18 protein-coding genes are annotated in these 15384 nt (G+C 66.3%); 10 read left to right on the forward strand and 8 right to left on the reverse strand.

The annotated features are described in order from the left end of the window. Window positions 1-7: 7 nt before the first annotated feature. On the reverse strand, window positions 8-304 hold the full coding sequence (locus HPT29_RS19745; RefSeq protein WP_173948861.1) for a hypothetical protein: 297 nt from the start codon (window positions 302-304) through the stop codon (window positions 8-10). A 229-nt stretch (window positions 305-533) separates the two neighbouring features. Between HPT29_RS19745 and ampC the strand changes: the two genes are divergently transcribed. Then, window positions 534-1685, forward strand: coding sequence for a class C beta-lactamase (gene ampC, locus HPT29_RS19750; RefSeq protein ID WP_210272238.1), 1152 nt, complete (start codon window positions 534-536; stop codon window positions 1683-1685). A gap of 25 nt (window positions 1686-1710) precedes the next feature. Here the strand turns inward: ampC and HPT29_RS19755 are convergent, their stop codons facing one another. Next, window positions 1711-2034 (reverse strand): hypothetical protein, encoded by a 324-nt coding sequence (locus HPT29_RS19755; RefSeq protein WP_173948859.1) that lies wholly within the window; start codon window positions 2032-2034, stop codon window positions 1711-1713. 202 nt (window positions 2035-2236) lie between these two features. Here HPT29_RS19755 and HPT29_RS19760 point away from each other — a divergent pair, with 202 nt between their 5' ends. The 5 genes from HPT29_RS19760 (at window position 2237) to HPT29_RS19780 (ending at window position 8026) form a co-directional block, all read left to right on the forward strand. Continuing rightward, a complete protein-coding gene (locus HPT29_RS19760; RefSeq protein WP_173948858.1) occupies window positions 2237-2650 on the forward strand; it encodes a response regulator in 414 nt (137 codons plus the stop codon). Window positions 2651-2764: 114 nt separating this feature from the next. Next, window positions 2765-3031, forward strand: coding sequence for a DUF7696 family protein (locus tag HPT29_RS19765; RefSeq protein ID WP_173948857.1), 267 nt, complete (start codon window positions 2765-2767; stop codon window positions 3029-3031). A 445-nt stretch (window positions 3032-3476) separates the two neighbouring features. Next, entirely contained in the window at window positions 3477-3830 is a 354-nt protein-coding gene (locus tag HPT29_RS19770) for a hypothetical protein (RefSeq protein WP_173948856.1), read from the forward strand. A 135-nt stretch (window positions 3831-3965) separates the two neighbouring features. Next, the gene (gene mprF / locus HPT29_RS19775; RefSeq protein WP_173948855.1) at window positions 3966-6626 is read left to right on the forward strand and encodes a bifunctional lysylphosphatidylglycerol flippase/synthetase MprF; all 2661 of its coding nucleotides are present in this window, start codon (window positions 3966-3968) and stop codon (window positions 6624-6626) included. Then, window positions 6623-8026, forward strand: coding sequence for a virulence factor family protein (locus HPT29_RS19780; protein ID WP_173948854.1), 1404 nt, complete (start codon window positions 6623-6625; stop codon window positions 8024-8026). Before mprF ends, HPT29_RS19780 begins: the two co-directional genes overlap by 4 nt. 29 nt (window positions 8027-8055) lie before the next feature. Here the strand turns inward: HPT29_RS19780 and HPT29_RS19785 are convergent, their stop codons facing one another. Beyond that, window positions 8056-8313, reverse strand: coding sequence for a hypothetical protein (locus HPT29_RS19785; RefSeq protein WP_173948853.1), 258 nt, complete (start codon window positions 8311-8313; stop codon window positions 8056-8058). A 179-nt stretch (window positions 8314-8492) separates the two neighbouring features. After that, the gene (locus HPT29_RS19790; RefSeq protein ID WP_173948852.1) at window positions 8493-8735 is read right to left on the reverse strand and encodes a DUF3297 family protein; all 243 of its coding nucleotides are present in this window, start codon (window positions 8733-8735) and stop codon (window positions 8493-8495) included. 169 nt (window positions 8736-8904) lie between these two features. On the opposite strand from HPT29_RS19790, the gene kynA reads away from it, so the two are divergent. Beyond that, on the forward strand, window positions 8905-9735 hold the full coding sequence (gene kynA / locus HPT29_RS19795; RefSeq protein WP_173948851.1) for a tryptophan 2,3-dioxygenase: 831 nt from the start codon (window positions 8905-8907) through the stop codon (window positions 9733-9735). Window positions 9736-9750: 15 nt separating this feature from the next. Then, window positions 9751-10944 (forward strand): aminotransferase class V-fold PLP-dependent enzyme, encoded by a 1194-nt coding sequence (locus HPT29_RS19800; protein WP_173948850.1) that lies wholly within the window; start codon window positions 9751-9753, stop codon window positions 10942-10944. A gap of 66 nt (window positions 10945-11010) precedes the next feature. On the opposite strand, the gene HPT29_RS19805 is transcribed toward HPT29_RS19800, so the two are convergent. The 3 genes from HPT29_RS19805 to HPT29_RS19815 form a co-directional block, all read right to left on the reverse strand. Further along, on the reverse strand, window positions 11011-11940 hold the full coding sequence (locus HPT29_RS19805) for a D-alanyl-D-alanine carboxypeptidase family protein (RefSeq protein WP_173948849.1): 930 nt from the start codon (window positions 11938-11940) through the stop codon (window positions 11011-11013). A gap of 112 nt (window positions 11941-12052) precedes the next feature. Further along, window positions 12053-12298, reverse strand: a complete 246-nt coding sequence (locus tag HPT29_RS19810; RefSeq protein WP_173948848.1) for a hypothetical protein — start codon at window positions 12296-12298, stop codon at window positions 12053-12055. Window positions 12299-12389: 91 nt separating this feature from the next. After that, on the reverse strand, window positions 12390-13568 hold the full coding sequence (locus HPT29_RS19815; RefSeq protein WP_173948847.1) for a BaiN/RdsA family NAD(P)/FAD-dependent oxidoreductase: 1179 nt from the start codon (window positions 13566-13568) through the stop codon (window positions 12390-12392). A gap of 447 nt (window positions 13569-14015) precedes the next feature. On the opposite strand from HPT29_RS19815, the gene HPT29_RS19820 reads away from it, so the two are divergent. Both HPT29_RS19820 and HPT29_RS19825 read left to right on the forward strand, forming a co-directional pair. Beyond that, window positions 14016-14486 carry an aminoacyl-tRNA deacylase gene (locus HPT29_RS19820; RefSeq protein WP_173948846.1) on the forward strand — a complete coding sequence of 157 codons (471 nt, stop codon included), beginning with the start codon at window positions 14016-14018 and terminating at the stop codon, window positions 14484-14486. 174 nt (window positions 14487-14660) lie between these two features. Then, window positions 14661-15098, forward strand: a complete 438-nt coding sequence (locus tag HPT29_RS19825; protein ID WP_173948845.1) for a YqaA family protein — start codon at window positions 14661-14663, stop codon at window positions 15096-15098. Here the strand turns inward: HPT29_RS19825 and HPT29_RS19830 are convergent. Further along, on the reverse strand, window positions 15095-15331 hold the full coding sequence (locus HPT29_RS19830) for a hypothetical protein (RefSeq protein ID WP_173948844.1): 237 nt from the start codon (window positions 15329-15331) through the stop codon (window positions 15095-15097). The two genes, HPT29_RS19825 and HPT29_RS19830, sit on opposite strands and share 4 nt — an antisense overlap. Between the last annotated feature and the right edge of the window lie 53 nt (window positions 15332-15384).

Below are 15384 nucleotides of genomic sequence, written 5' to 3' on the forward strand. Positions count from 1 at the left end.
GCCGCTCTCAGCGCTTCCTGGAAGCGGAAGCCTGAGTCTCCTTCAGGGTCGTCTCGACCTTGTCGAGCTTGTCCTCGATCTTATCGAGCTTCGTCAGGATCTGGTACAGCAGGTCAGGCACGACACGGGCATGATCGACATTCTCGCGGGACGCTTTCGCGGTCGCCTGCACGGCCTCGATCAACTCGCGCATCTCCGAGCGTGTCGCGGTCACCGCGTCGGCGGACGTCGCAGGGCTGGTTTGGGCTGCGGCCTGGCAGGCGAAACCGATTGTCAGAACAGAGGCGATGACCACGAGGCGCATTGTCGGGCTCCAGGAGAGGGCAAGAAGAGATCTCAAGATGTCGGCAGCAAAGCAAAGACTTTCTTCAGGCGGCGACGCGTTCTTTGTTGAAAGACGGGTGCGTGCCGTCTGAACCGTCATAACGGCTTCTTTACCCTACAGGGTCATTTCGCTCGCCATTCCGGGCATCTGCCCGAACCTGTCCTCATCGCAGGCGCGCCTGCCGAATCGAAAGGAGATGTCCGTGCCGATGCGACGTTATTCCAGGCTTGCGGGTGCTTTTATGGCCTCCGTCCTGACCCTGTCCCCCGCCTTGGCCGCCGGCTCCGATCGGGACGCGAAGGTGCGCCAGGCCGTCGACGCGGCGGTGAAGCCGGTGATCGAACGCTTCGGCATCCCTGGACTGGCCGTCGCGGTGACGGTCGACGGCAGGCGCCACTTCATGGATTACGGCGTGGCCTCGAAGGATCCTCGTGTTCCTGTCACGCGAGAGACGCTCTTCGAGCTCGGATCGATCAGCAAGACGTTCACCGCCACCCTGGCGACCCTCGCGGCGGTCGAAGGCCGGCTGTCACTGACCGACCCCGTCAGTCGGCACATGCCGGAACTGAAGGGCAGCGCTCTCGATCAGGTGCGGCTCCTCGACCTCGCGACGCATACGGCGGGCGGCTTTCCCCTTCAGTTGCCGGCAGCCGTGAAGGATCAGAAGCAACTCACTGCCTATTACCGTGCATGGAAACCGAAAGCCGCCCCCGGCACCCAGCGCAGCTACGCCAATCCGAGCATCGGCCTTCTCGGCCTGGCGACCGCCCGCGCCATGGACGCAAGCTTCGAGATCCTGGCGGGACGGCTGTTCCGCGATCTCGGCCTACAGCGCACCTTCATCGACGTTCCCGCGGCGGAGATGGCGTCCTATGCCTGGGGCTACAATCGCGACGGCAAGCCCGTCCGCGTGTCGGACGCTCCCCTCGCGGCAGAGGCCTATGGCGTGAAGTCGAACGCGGTCGACATGCTCCGCTTCCTTGAGGCGAACATGAGTATCGGCCCGGATCCGGAGAAACTCGCCCAGGCACTTCGTGCGACGCAGACCGGCTATTTCCGCTCCGGCGGACTGATCCAGGATCTCGTGTGGGAGCAATATCCCTATCCGGTCGCCCTCGACACCTTCATCGCCGGCAACACGATGAACCAGAAGGTCCATCCGGCAGTCGCGATCGACCCGCCCATAGCGCCGCAGCAGGACGTAATCGTCAACAAGACCGGGTCGACCCTCGGGTTCGGGGCCTATGCGGCCTTCGTTCCGGGCAGGAGGGTCGGGATCGTCATGCTGGCGAACAAAGCCTATCCCAACGAGGCCCGGGTGGAGGCAGCCCACCAGGTGCTCTCGAGCCTGACGGAATAGGCCGCGCCAAACAAGAGACGGCGAGCTAGCACTCGGTTTTCTGTTTCGTCGTGGTGTCGCCGAACTCGTTCGTCTTCTGCTGCGTCGTTGTCGAGCATCCGGTGCTGCCGGTCGCCCCCACGTCGCGGTGCTCGATGATCACGTCCTTCCGGTCGGGACCGGATGCGGCGCCACCGGCGATGCCGCCGATGCCCGCGCCGACAGCGGCACCGACAGGCCCGCCCACCACGGCTCCGGCCGTGCCGCCGGCGATTGCGCCGGCCGCGGCGCCGCCCTCCTCCGCGCTTGCCAGGGTCGGGACCGTCAGAAGCAGCGCGGCAGCCGCGAACTTGAGATCAGAAACACGCATGACCTGCTCTCCACATGTCGAAGAAGACTCCGCCATGACAACGGTGAAGGCAGCGCCGCGTTTCAGCGTGGCCATTGCGGGGGTTGTGGCCTCGAGACTGCGGCTACAACCCTTTGGGACGATCCCTCGAAGGAGCGGCCGCGATTAACACGATGTTAATCGGCCGTGGCGGACAATCGTCGATCATCCAGGGAAGACCGCTATGGTTTCCGATTCCCGTTCCAAGGCGATGGTCCTTGTCGTCGACGATGACGCTATCGCCCGCGAGCTCGTCACTCATCTTCTTCGAGCGGGCGGATACGACGTGACAGCCGTCCCCAATGGAGAGCGCGCGCTGCTGATCCTGTGCCAGCAGGGTGACGAGATCGACTGGCTCGTGAGCAAGGTGGACCTGCCGGGACTCGTCTGCGGCTTCATCCTGAAAGACGAGTATGAGCGGCTTCATCCCGATCGGCCCGCGCTGCTGATCACATCCCTCGATCCAGCCCGGATGTCGTCGGCACGCGCGGTCTTCGTCCCTCCTGCGGCTCCGGTCAGAGTGCTCGAGGCTCTGCAGGTTCTCACAAGCCCGGATACGCCGCGGGTTGTGCCGTTTCCGAGCGCGAAGGCGGCCTGATCGCTCCGGCGGCCCAGCGCCGTGCGGCACCGTTGCGCCGGAGCCCGGACGCGGGCCCTTCTGCCTCTCTCGTGCGTTAACGATCTCGTTACCCCTGTCCGGCATACCGACAGGATGACCTATTCCCGCGACACCAAAGCCGTCTCCGAGTTCACCGGCGAACCCGTCAGCACTTGGTCCGAGGAATGGCGGATCGAGACCGAAGCCCGGACCGTCCTGAAAATGTCCAAGCAGGAGCGGGATGTCTTCTTCAACGGGCGGAAAGACGAGAACGGGAAGACGGTCGACCGCGGGGTGGCTGGCATCCGGGGGCCAAAAGCGGTCGATGAGATCAAGGCCACCATGGAGCGGCTGCAGGAAGCCCGTACCAAGCCCCGATGACGGACAGGACTCCTAAAAGAGCCGGCTCCTAGAAATAAAAAGAAAAGAAAAGGGCCGCGCCCAGTCTTTAACGACCGTGTTCGCGACCCTTCGAACCGTATTTGCCCCTACGGTTTGCTCGGATTAAATCATATGAGATGATCGATCAAGGGCAAATAGTTCGCAAATGAACGGTCTGAAGCGTCAGAATAGCGCAGATATTCTATTGACACGCCTCATTCGTGTCACGGACCGTCACAATTTGGCCAAACTACTCCCTGAATAGATAGGTTCACCGACCTGATTATTTGCCCCTACGGGTCGGACCTTGAAGCGCCCCGAACGCGGGCGCTTTCTTTTTGGGGCCGGAGCCTCCACCTGTTCGAGGCTCCACTTGCTTCCGCCATAATCAGGAAGCATTCAGGTTTCCTGTGAGATGATCGCACCGGCGTTAAGGCGATTTTCCGTGATCCCGCACCGCATCCTTCTGGCGCTTGCCCAGTCCCTGCTGGCGCTCCTGCTCATGGCAGGAACCGCGCAGGCGAAGCCGTGCCTGATCGATGACCGGGATCGTCTCGGCGCGGCCGAGACCGCGCTGGCTCTTCCCGGCGATATCGTCGAATCGCCGGAACGCGTCCTGGCAGACCTCCAGGCCGTGCCGGGTGGCGACGATGCCCCGGGCTCAATCCTGCCGGGCGTCACCCCCACGGTCGTGATCGATCATGCCCGCCTGATCAGGACAGGCTGCATCGCCTATCCGAACGCCCCACCCTCGCACCGGCCCTGCGCCGCTCCCCCGACCGGTCCTCCCTTCGTCTGAGCTTTCGCGGCGCCGTCGTGCGCCGCGCTCCCGTGTGCCCCTGTCGCGGCACACCCCTGCTCATGCTTTGACGCGGTTCAAAGCACCCAGGCGCCCGATTGACGGCGCCGAAAGACCACTCAGGCGAGATCTCCCATGCCCACCACCGCTCTTCGCACAGCCGAGGCGTGTCCCGCCGCCGAGGCGCAGCAGACGCCCGGGATGGCCCCGGCCGCTGAGGTCACCCCATCTCACCGGCGCCCTTGGTTCCTGCGCTGGATGATGCCGGCTCTCGCCCTGGCAGGATGCGGGGCCCTCGCAGCCTTGCTCATGCGGCTTGTGTCCGGGCTCGATCTCGCGACTGTGGCCGCCAGTGCCCTCAGCACACCGGTCCCACTTATCGGAATCTCCCTGCTCCTTGCCGTCGTCAGCTATGGGGCCCTCATCGGGTATGATGCCTTCGGCGTCCGTGCCGCCACCGAGAAGACGGTGCCGCTCAGGACCGTCGCGCTTGGGTCCTTCACGAGCTACGCCATCGGCCATACCCTGGGCTTTCCGCTCGTCACGGCGGGCGCCGTGCGCTGGCGGATCTATGGCGGGGCGGGTCTGAGCCTGAGCGAGGTCGCCAAGCTCACCGCCGTCGCCGCCATGACCCTGTGGGTCGGGATGGCCGGGGTGCTCGGGCTGAGCGCCGCTCTCGAGCCGCAGGCCCTCGCCGCCCTCGACCATCTGCCCACAGGTCTCAACCGCAGCCTCGGGATCGCACTGCTGGCCGGCCTTGCGGCTTACTTGGCCTGGAGCCGCGGGAGCGGACGGGAGATCGGACGGGGCCGGATGCAGATCCGCGTGCCGGGCGGCGGAGCGGCGCTCGTCCAGATCGGCCTCGGCCTGACGGACATCTGCGCGGCCGCCGCAGCCCTGTGGGTGCTTCTCCCGGCCGATCTCGGCATCGGCTTTCCTGTCTTCGCGGCCGTTTTCGCGAGCGCCATCCTGCTGGCCGTGGTCAGTCACGTGCCGGCCGGGCTCGGCGCCTTCGAGGCGGCCATCCTGCTGGCCTTTCCGCAGGCTCCGGCAGCCGAGCTGCTCTCGGCCGTCCTCGTCTGGCGGCTCACCTACACGCTGATTCCGTTCCTGTTCGCCGTGGCACTGTTCCTGGCCCACGAGGTGCGGCGCTCGGATGCGAAACTCACCCTCGCGGCGCGGCGCGTCCGGCGTCTCGTGCTGCCCTTCGTGCCGGCCGCGCTGGCCATTCTCACCTTCATCGGCGGTCTCGTGCTGCTCACGTCCGGCGCGCTTCCCAACGATTACTCGCGCGTGCGGGCCCTGCGGCTTCTGGTGCCCCTGCCCTTCGCCGAGGTCTCGCACCTCGTCGGCAGCACGGCGGGCGTCGTGCTCCTCATCCTGTCTCGCGGCCTGATGCGCCGCCTTGCCAGTGCCTGGACCCTGTCGATCGTCGTCATCGGGGCCGGCATCGTGGTGTCGCTGGCCAAAGGCTTCGATTGGGAGGAGGCGCTTGTTCTCGGGGCCGTTCTCACCCTGCTTCTGACCCACCGCTCGGCCTTCTACCGCAAGGCCGGGATCTTCGCCGAACCGCTGGAGCCGCGCTGGCTCGTGGCCGTGGCCTTCATTCTCGGCTGCTCCCTCTGGCTCGGGTTCACGGCCTTCCAGGACGTCGACTACAGCCATGACCTGTGGTGGCAGTTCAACTGGCACGACGATGCGTCCCGCTTCCTGCGCAGCAGCCTCGGGGCCATCATCATCGGGGCCGCCCTATCGCTCTACGCGATGATCCATCGTCATCCCGATGCGCGCCGCGTGGAGCCCCTGAAGCCTGACGCGCTCGCGCCCGCACTCGCCTGCGCCGAACGCGCGGACGCGCATCTCGCCCTCCTCGAAGACAAGCGCTTCCTCTTCCACCCCTCGGGCGAAGCCTTCCTCATGTATGCCGTGCGCGGCAAGAGCTGGATCGCCATGGGCGACCCCATCGGCAAGCCCGAACATGCCGCCGACGTCATGTGGCAGTTCCTCGAGGAGGTGGACCGGCATGCGGGTTGGCCCGTGTTCTATCAGGTCAGCCCGACTCACCTGCCGCTCTATCTCGACGGCGGGCTGTCCCTCGTGAAGCTCGGCGAGGAAGCGCATGTGGATCTCGAAACCTTCACGACGGAGGGCAAGGCCGGCAAGGACTGGCGTGCGGCGCTCAACCGCGCCAAGCGGGAGAACCTGGAATTCGCCATCATCCCGGCTGCCGAGGTACCTAGCCATCTCGCCGAGTTCAAGAGCGTCTCGGATGCCTGGCTCGCCGGGCGCGGCGCCGGCGAGAAGGGCTTCTCGATCGGCTTCTGGTCGGAGCGCTACCTGTCGTATTTCGACGTGGCCGTGATCCGCCGCGACCGCCGCATCGTGGCCTTCGCGAACATCTGGTACGGCCAGCCCGGGGGCGAGATCACCATCGATCTCATGCGCTATCTTCCGGGCATCTCCGGAATCATGGACCTGCTCTTCGTCAGCCTCATGCAGGAGGGCAAGGCGCGCGGCTACCGTTGGTTCAACCTCGGCATGGCGCCGCTCTCGGGCCTGTCCGAGCATCGCCTGGCCCCGAGCTGGCACAAGGTCGCTGCCTTCGTGGCGCGCAACGGGGAGCGCTTCTACGGCTTCAAGGGATTGAGGGCCTACAAGGAGAAGTTCGGCCCCGCCTGGGAGCCGCGCTATCTCGCGAGCCCGGGCGGCTGGGCGCTGCCGCAGATCCTGCTCGACGTGAGCAACCTGATTTCGGGAAGCCCGATCAAATCCATCAGCAAGGGGGCGAGATCATGAGGGCGTTCAAGCATATCCAGAACCTGACCATCGTGGCGTCCGTCGTCGCTCTGATGTTCGGAAGCGTGCTGCTCGGCCGTTCCGCATGGTCGGCCCTGACGCCGCCAACCGTCTCCACCACGACCATCGACGTCGAGGGCTTCGGCCCCGTCGACATCGTCCGGGCGGAGGATCGTCCCTCGAGGGGCCTGGTCATCCTGGTAGCCGATGAAGCCGATGCGCTGGCGCGCCGCGAGGACGCCCTGGCCCTGGCGAAGGCCGGGCTGGTGGCGGTCTCCTTCAACTTCGACGCCCTGCGCGCGGATTTCGCCAAGTCGCCGCCCGAGGACGAGTGCCACTACGTGTCGGACGACCTGAAGGATCTCGCCCAGGCGGTGCAGCGCAAGCTCGGACTGCAGCGATACTTCTTCCCGGTGATCGCCGGACGGGGCGACGGAGCCGCCTTCGCCTATGCGGCCCTCGCGCAGGCTCCGGCCAACACCCTCGGGGGGGCCATCGGGATCGGGTTCAGGCCCCTGTTGAGAACCGACAGGACCTATTGCTTCGATCCCAAGCTCGAACCTGCGGGCGACGGCTTCTTCGCCCTGCGCCGGGTGCCGGATCTGCCCGCGCCGTGGCGGGCCATCGCACCGGAGCGCGAGCGTCAGGCCGTCGAGGCCTTCCAGGGCGACGGCGACGAGGTCGCCTTCGTGCCGGCCGAGGATGACGCCGCCACTCGCGATGCCCTGGTCGACAGCGCGGTCGAACTGGGCAAGACCGGCGAGCGCGGCCACTCGCAGCTGCCGGTCTCAGTGATCGCCCCCGAGGGGCCGGCGAAAGGTCTCGCCATCATCATCTCGGGAGACGGCGGCTGGCGGGACATCGACAAGTCCATCGGCGAATGGCTCGCGCAGAAGGGCATCGCCGTCGTGGGGCTCGATTCGCTGCGCTACTTCTGGTCCAAGAAGAGCCCGAAGGACGTGGCCGCCGATCTCGGCCTGCTGTTCGACCATTACGGTGCGGAATTCGGGACCGACCGCTACGCGATCGTCGGGTTCTCGTTCGGCTCCGACATCATGCCCGACGTGTGGCCGGAACTGCCAAAGGCGATCAGAGACCGGATCGGTCTCGTGTCGCTCCTGGCGCTCGGCACCAACGCGGATTTCGAGGTGACCGTGGAGGGTTTCATCGGCGCGGCCTCAGCAGAGAGCCGGCCCTTGACCCCTCTCCTCCATCAATTGCCTCTCGACAGGACGCAGTGCATCTACGGCAAGGAGGAGGCAGAGGACAACGAGACCTCCTGCACGGCGCCCGAACTCGGCGACACGCAACGGATCGAACTGGACGGCGGCCATCATTTCGACGGCGACTACGCCAAGGCCGCGGAAGCGATCTGGGGGCGGCTCAAACCGATCCCATAAACGACGGCACGCCCCGTATCAGCCGGCCGTCAGGACGAACCCTGCGGGGCGAAGAAGCAGATGATCGCGTGGGTCGTCGGCTCCTCGCAGATGTGGAACTTTCCATCCGGGGACATCTTGGCCTCGTCGCGACCGACGAGGCGCCCGTCCCAGAGCCGCCAACCCTCCTCGGTCTCCGTCACGGTCTCGCCTCTGGCCTGCGCCAGTTCGCGGCAATCGTGATCGCTGCAGCACCATGTCGGATACCAGCCATGCGCCAAGGCCGGCGCGCCGAGGAGCCAGCCCACGATTGCGAATGTTGTCCGTCGCCGACCAGCGACCATCCTGGCTCAGCCCCTCCCGAGGATCCCCCAAGCGGCAAGCTTATCCTGGATCCGCGCTCGCGCCACCCTACCCCACCGGCATGGCCTATACGGCCGAGCCTCAGCGGCAACGCCCCGCAAGGGGACGAGGGCGACGGCCGGCATCACTCGTTCGTCTGGAGATAGGGCTCGACCTTGCCCTTGAGCTTGATGGTCATGGGATTGCCGAAGCGGTCCTTGGCATTGCCGGCGGTCACGCGAACCCAGCCCTCGCTGACGCAATACTCGTCCACATTGGTCTTCTCGGCCCCGTTGAAGCGGATTCCCACCCCCTTCGCGAGCAGCTCCTCGTCGTAATAGGGGCTGTTCGGGTTCGAGGACAGGCGGTCGGGAAGGGTGTCAGTCATGCGGGGTTCTTTCCGGCGATGGATCGTTCGGGCGGCAACCTACTCCGTCGGGGACGGAATGCCAATTCCGACTGACCCGACGTGACAAGCCCGATGCAATGTCCTACTTTCGTAGAATTCATCTAAGGTAACGTAATAATCCGCAGCAAAGCGGAGGCATATCAGGGAGATGGCGTTGTCCGCAGCGACAGACGGGATTCACACCGATTTTTCAGACGGCATGAGCTATGGGGACTATCTCCGGCTCGACACCCTCCTCTCCGCCCAATCTCCCCTGACGGCCGAGCACGACGAACTCCTCTTCATCACCATCCATCAGGTGATGGAGCTCTGGCTGAAGCTTCTCAACCGGGAACTCGATACCGCCCTGGCGCATATCCGGGCCGACGAGCTCCAGCCCGCCTTCAAATGCACCGCGCGCATCAACCGGATCCAGGAGCAGCTGATCCAGGCCTGGACGGTGCTCTCCACCATGACCCCGTCCGATTACCTGAGCTTCCGGCCGGCGCTCGGGAAGTCCTCCGGGTTCCAGTCCTGGCAGTACCGGCTGGTGGAGTTCAAGCTCGGCGCCAAGGACGCGGCCAAGATGGCGCCGCACCGCCACCGGGGCGACTTGGCCGAGCAGCTCGAGGCCGCTTACCGGGCGCCGAGCCTCTACGACGAGGCCCTGCGCCTCCTGGCCCGGCGCGGCTACGCGATCCCGGCCGAGGTGCTCGATCGCGACGTGACGCAGCCGTATGCGGCCAGTGCGGGCGTGGAAGCCGCCTGGGAGGAGATCTACCGCCATGCGGGCGAGCATTTCGATCTCTACGAACTCGCCGAGGAACTGGTCGACCTGGAGGATGCCTTCCAGCAATGGCGTTTCCGGCACATGAAGACGGTGGAGCGCATCATCGGCATGCGCAGCGGCACGGGCGGCAGCAGCGGCGTGACCTACCTGCGCAAGGCGCTCGAGCGCTACTTCTTCCCCGAACTCTGGTCCGTGCGCGGCAGGCTTTGACGGAGGGGATGCGCCATGCTTGATCTTCGCCAGCATTTCTCCCGCTTCCTCAACACCGAACCGGACCGCCTGCACTTCTCGGCCCACAGCCATCATCCCTGGCCCGACGTGACGCGCGACGCGCAGCTCCAGGCCTGGGACGATGCGGCCCGCCTCATCGACGACAAGTGGGAGCATGTCCTGGGCCCGGTCCTCGACGAATATCGCGGCCACGTGGCCTCGCACCTCAACCTGCCCGATCCGTCGACCATCGCGGTGGCGCCCAACACCCACGAATTCCTCAAGCGCATCCTCTCCTGCTTCCCGGTGGACCGCCCGGTCCGGATCCTGACCTCCGACGGCGAATTCCACTCCTTCACGCGCCAGATCGCCCGGCTGGAGGAGGAGCGGATCGTGGCCGTCACGCGCGTGCCGGCGGAGCCCTTCACGACCTTCGAGGACCGATTCTTCACGGCCGCTCAGGACGGCTACGATCTCGTGTTCGTCAGCCAGGTCTTCTTCAATTCCGGCTTCGCGCCGGACGGTCGCAGGCTCGCCGAATGCGCCTGCGACGGGGCCATGATCGTAATCGACGGCTATCACGGCTTCATGGCGAGGCCGACGGATCTCGGCGGCATCGCGGAGCGCGTGTTCTACATGGCCGGAGGGTACAAATACGCGATGGCCGGCGAAGGCGCGTGCTTCATGCATTGCCCGCCCGGATGGGGCCTGCGCCCGCGCGACACCGGTTGGTACGCGGCCTTCGGCAACCTCACCAACGCGCAGGGCGGCCAAGTCGGCTACAGCGACGACGGCTGGCGATTCATGGGTGCCACCTTCGATCCCTCAGGCCTCTACCGCTTCAACGCGGTGATGCGCTGGCTCGCGGACGAGGGCATCACGCCGGGCATCATTCACGCCCACGCGAAGGCGCTGCAGCAGCACTTCCTGCGCCGCATCGAGGCGTCGGCCCTGTTCGAGCGCGCGTCGCTCGTGGTGCCGGCGGACGAGACGCGGCGCGGCAACTTCCTCACCTTCCAGACGCCCGAAGCGCAGACGATCCATCGCGACCTCTCGGAGCTGCGCGTGGTGACCGACGTCCGCGGCCAGCGCCTGCGCGTCGGCTTCGGCATCTATCAGACGGAAGAGGAAGTGGACGATCTCGTGCGCCGCATCGACGAGGCCGGCGCGCTGGAATCACTGCCCATCGACAGGCCGTCGGCCGCCTAGAGCATCGATCCCTTAAGCGGCGCATCGTTCGTCGCGGACCCAAAGGGCCGCACAATGCGCTGATCGTCAGCGGAGCGGCTGAACCTCGGCACGTTTCGCGGCTGCCCGCGCCTCCAGGCGGGCCGGATCCTGCCGACCGCATTTGAGACGTCGCAGATCCGCGGCCGGCGCCGGTCCTGCGGCCTTCATGGTGCGCAGATTGCCGACGGGGCTCGCTCCGTCCGACAGGCCGGTGTTAAGAAGGTCCCGCATGACCAGTGTCCGGGTCGCGGCGCTCGGCGATCCGAGCACCACCCCGATGACGCGCCTGTCTCCACGCAGGGCCGAGACGGCCACGTTGAACCCGGAGGCGCAGACGAAGCCGGTCTTCGAGGCCTCGAGACCCGCGTAATCCTCCACCAGCTTGTTGGTGTTCTTGAGCATCCGGCCGTTGACGGTGATAGAGGGCGTCCTGAGCAGGTCCATGTGGTCGCCGTGGTAGCTCAGGAGCACCATCATGAGCACGGCCATGTCCCGCGCATTGGTCACCTGACGGTCGTCGTGCAGACCGGTCGGGTTGGCGAACCGGGTCCCGGTCATGCCGAGGCGCCGCGCCTCCGCGTTCATGGCGGCCACGAACGCCTCCTCGCTGCCGCCGATGGCCTCCGCGACCGCGAAGGTGACGTCGTTGGCGCTCTTGACCATCATGACCGTGATCGCGTCCTCGAGCCTCAGGGACGTGCCCGGCGGGATGCCGAGTTTCGTGGGCGCCTGGGACGCCGCCTTCGCGCTCATGACCACGGACGTGTCCATGCCGACCTGGCCCGCGCGCACGGCCGAGAGGGCGAGATGCGCCGTCATCATCTTGGTGAGCGATGCCGGATGCCAGGAGCGGGTCGCCTCCTGGGCGGCGAGAACGTCGCCCGTGGACGCGTCCACCAGCAACATGGGAGAGGCGCCGACGCCGGCAGGCATCAGGAGAAGGCCGGCAGCCAGGAGGAGCGAGAGCGGCTTCATGGCCGGATCGTTGCCCGAACCGTGGCCTGAGGCAAGCGCAACCGGGCAAAAACTGCCCCGCTCTACCCCTTTCGAGATGCGCACCGCCGGTTCGAGGCCGCGGGCGGAACCGTCACACGGCCGCTTCGGCCAGCATGAGCACGATGCCGAGCGCCACAAGGGCGATGCTGGGCCAATGATGCTTGGGATGCAGGGAACGCGCCCGCTCCCGCGGTTCCAGGGTGGCGCCTCCCTCGGTCGAGCCCATGCGATGAGGGTCGCTCAGGCGCCCCTTCCAGAGCACCTGACCGGCCGCGAGCACGATCCCGGCCACGATGAGCAGCGCACCGATCCAGATGAGGACCATGCCCGAATGCATGCGCCCCTCCCCGATGGAGTTCGACCCCCGAGAGCATAGCACAGGCCCGGGGGAGAACACAGGCGGACGGGGATGGCTCACCCCCGCGCGGTCAGGCCGCCTGCCCGGCGCACCAGCCGGACGACCACGCCCATTGGAAATTGTACCCGCCCAGCCAGCCGGTGACGTCCACCACCTCGCCGATGAAGTAGAGACCGGGCACCGCCTTGGCTTCCATGGTCCGGGAATCGAGGTGGCGCGTGTCGACGCCCCCGAGCGTCACCTCGGCCGTCCGGTAGCCTTCCGAGCCGGCTGGCTTGAAGCGCCAGCGGTTGACGGTCTCGGCAATGGCCCTGAGCCTCTTGTCGGAATGATCGGCTAGGTTGGCTGGTCCCTTCTCGGCTTCGGCGATCAGCTGGGCCAAGCGCTTGGGCAGGAAGGCGGACAGAGCGGTCTGAAGCGCCTGCCGGCCATTCTGCGCGCGTGCCTCGCGCAGTTCCTCGAACAGATCGACGCCCGGCAGCATGGACAGCACAATCTCGTCGCCCTCGCGCCAATACGAGGAGATCTGAAGGATCGCCGGTCCGCTCAGGCCGCGATGAGTGAAGAGCAGCGCCTCGGCGAAGGTGGTCTTCCCGCAGCCCGCCACCGCGTCAACCGCGACGCCCGCCAGGGGCGCGAGGCGCTCAAGCATCGACGGCTCCAGGGTGAGCGGCACGAGGGCCGGCCGCGTCTCGACGATGGGCAGGCCGAATTGCTGCGCGAGATCGTAGCCGAACCCGGTGGCGCCCATCTTCGGAATGGACTTTCCGCCCGTGGCGACCACGAGAGACCGGCATCGCACCGCGCCTTGCGAAAGCGTGAGCGCAAACCCATCCGGCGTCTTCTCGACGGTGTCGACGGAGGTCGAGAGCCGCAGCTCCGTGTTCGCCCGACGCATCTCGTTCAGGAGCAGATCGACGATCTGCTTCGACGAGCCGTCGCAGAAGAGCTGGCCCAGGGTCTTCTCATGATAGGCGATGCCGTAGCGCTCCACGAGAGCGATGAAGTCGCGTTGCGTATAGCGGCGCAGGGCCGAGATGGCGAAGCTCGGATTGCGCGAGATGAAGTTGGCCGGGGCGGCGTTGAGATTGGTGAAGTTGCAGCGGCCGCCGCCGGAAATGCGGATCTTTTCGCCGGGCTTGGCCGCATGGTCGAGAACGAGCACGGAACGGCCGCGCTTGCCGGCCTCCGCCGCGCACATCATCCCGGCGGCCCCGGCGCCGATCACCACAACGTCGAACTGATCCAAGAGAAGTCTTCCTGAAAGAGATGTCTCGGCGCCACCGCTTGAAATTGTCATGGAGGGCTGGCGTGGAAACGAGATGGTGCCGTTGGTAGTAAACCTCGCGACGGGGCGCAAGTAGGGGTGCCAGTATCAGCGCATAGCCTCCCCACGACCTCCCCACGGCCTCTCACGTCATGGCCGGGCTTGTCCCGGTCACCCCGGTCGTATGAAGCGGGGCGCTTCCATGATCGGGATCACCGGCACAACGCCGGTGATAACGCGATATTGTCGGTCAGGTGAGCGCCCCTTCGCCGGGCAATGTTTGCGGCCGCAGCGCCCAATCGATTGAAGCCGATGGGTCCGGGGTGTACCATCGGGATGTTTCAAAGCAACCGCGCTGCCCGAAGCGACGGTGTGTCAGTTGAGCCGTCCTCCCGGCATGCGAGCGTCCTCGTCTCACAGGAGGTTGTCATGACGATCGCACCCACCCTTCAACGCTACATGTCCGATCAAGGCATCAGCTACGATCTGATCGCGCACGAACCGGCGATGACGTCGCTCGGCACGGCCCATGCGGGGCATGTGCCGGGGGACCGGCTCGCCAAGGGCATCATGCTCAGCAATGGTCAGAGCTACATGCTGGCCGTTCTGCCGGCCTCGCACCACCTGCGCCTGTCCGATCTCAAGACGGAGCTTGGCCAGGAGTTGCGCCTGGCCTCGGAGGACGAGATCGTCGAGGTGTTCCGCGACTGCGATCGCGGAGCCATTCCGCCCGTCGGCACGTGCTACGGCCTCGACGTCATCGTCGAGGACAGCGTGGAACGCCAGCCCGACATCTATTTCGAAGGCGGTGATCACGCCACCCTGGTCCACGTGAAGGGCGACGACTTCGCGCGCCTCAACCCGCGGGCCCAGCACGGCACGTTCAGCGACCGGATGTAGCCTCGGCCGGGAGGTCTGAAGCCTGATCGCCGGTCCGCGTCATGCGGCTCGGCTCGGCTCGGCTCGGCTCGGCTCGGCGGCACGATGGAACCGTGATAGATCGCCTGTCGTTCAGGCCCCGGCGCGGGGCCTGAAATCCTGTGTTCCCTTCATCCGGTCCCACCGCTCCGCCCCATGTCCCATCTTGCCGAATACGGCGGCCTGTTCGCTGCGGCCTTTCTCTCGGCCACCATCTTCCCGTTCCAGTCGGAGGCCGTGCTCTTCGCCATGCTGGTGGCCGAGCACTATCCCTGGTGGCTCCTGATTGCCGTGGCGAGCGTGGGCAACATCCTGGGGTCCGTCGTGAACTGGTTCCTGGGACGGTTCTTCGCCCGCTTCGAGGATCGGGCCTGGTTTCCGGTGAAGCGCCGGCAGATGGCGAAGGCCGAGGGGTGGTATCACCGCTACGGGCGCTGGACGCTGCTCCTGAGCTGGCTGCCTGTCGTCGGCGACCCGCTCACCATTGTGGCGGGCGTGATGCGCGAGCCCCTGCGGGTCTTCATCCCGCTCGTGGCCCTCGCCAAGACGGGGCGCTATCTCGCCGTCGGCGCCCTGAGCCTGGGCTGGATTTAAGGCCCCTGCAGGCTCGACCAGATCTCCTCCAGGTGCCGCGGCCCCAGTACGGCCCCGGAGGCGGCGCGGATGACCGCCTCCATGCCGGCCGGCGGCTCGTTGTTCATGGCCCAGTGAACGGCCTCGCGAAGGGTGGCGAATTCCCGCACGTCGCTCGGATGGCCTTGGCCGGCCGTGCCGATCGGTTCGTATTGCAGATGGGCCGGGGCATCCAGTTCGGCTTTGCTCAGCATGGCGCGGTCCTGCCTCGTTCGTGTGGATTTGAGCAGGACAACGTTCTTCGGGC

This window comes from Microvirga terrae, from assembly GCF_013307435.2.
GTDB classification, from domain to species: domain Bacteria; phylum Pseudomonadota; class Alphaproteobacteria; order Rhizobiales; family Beijerinckiaceae; genus Microvirga; species Microvirga terrae.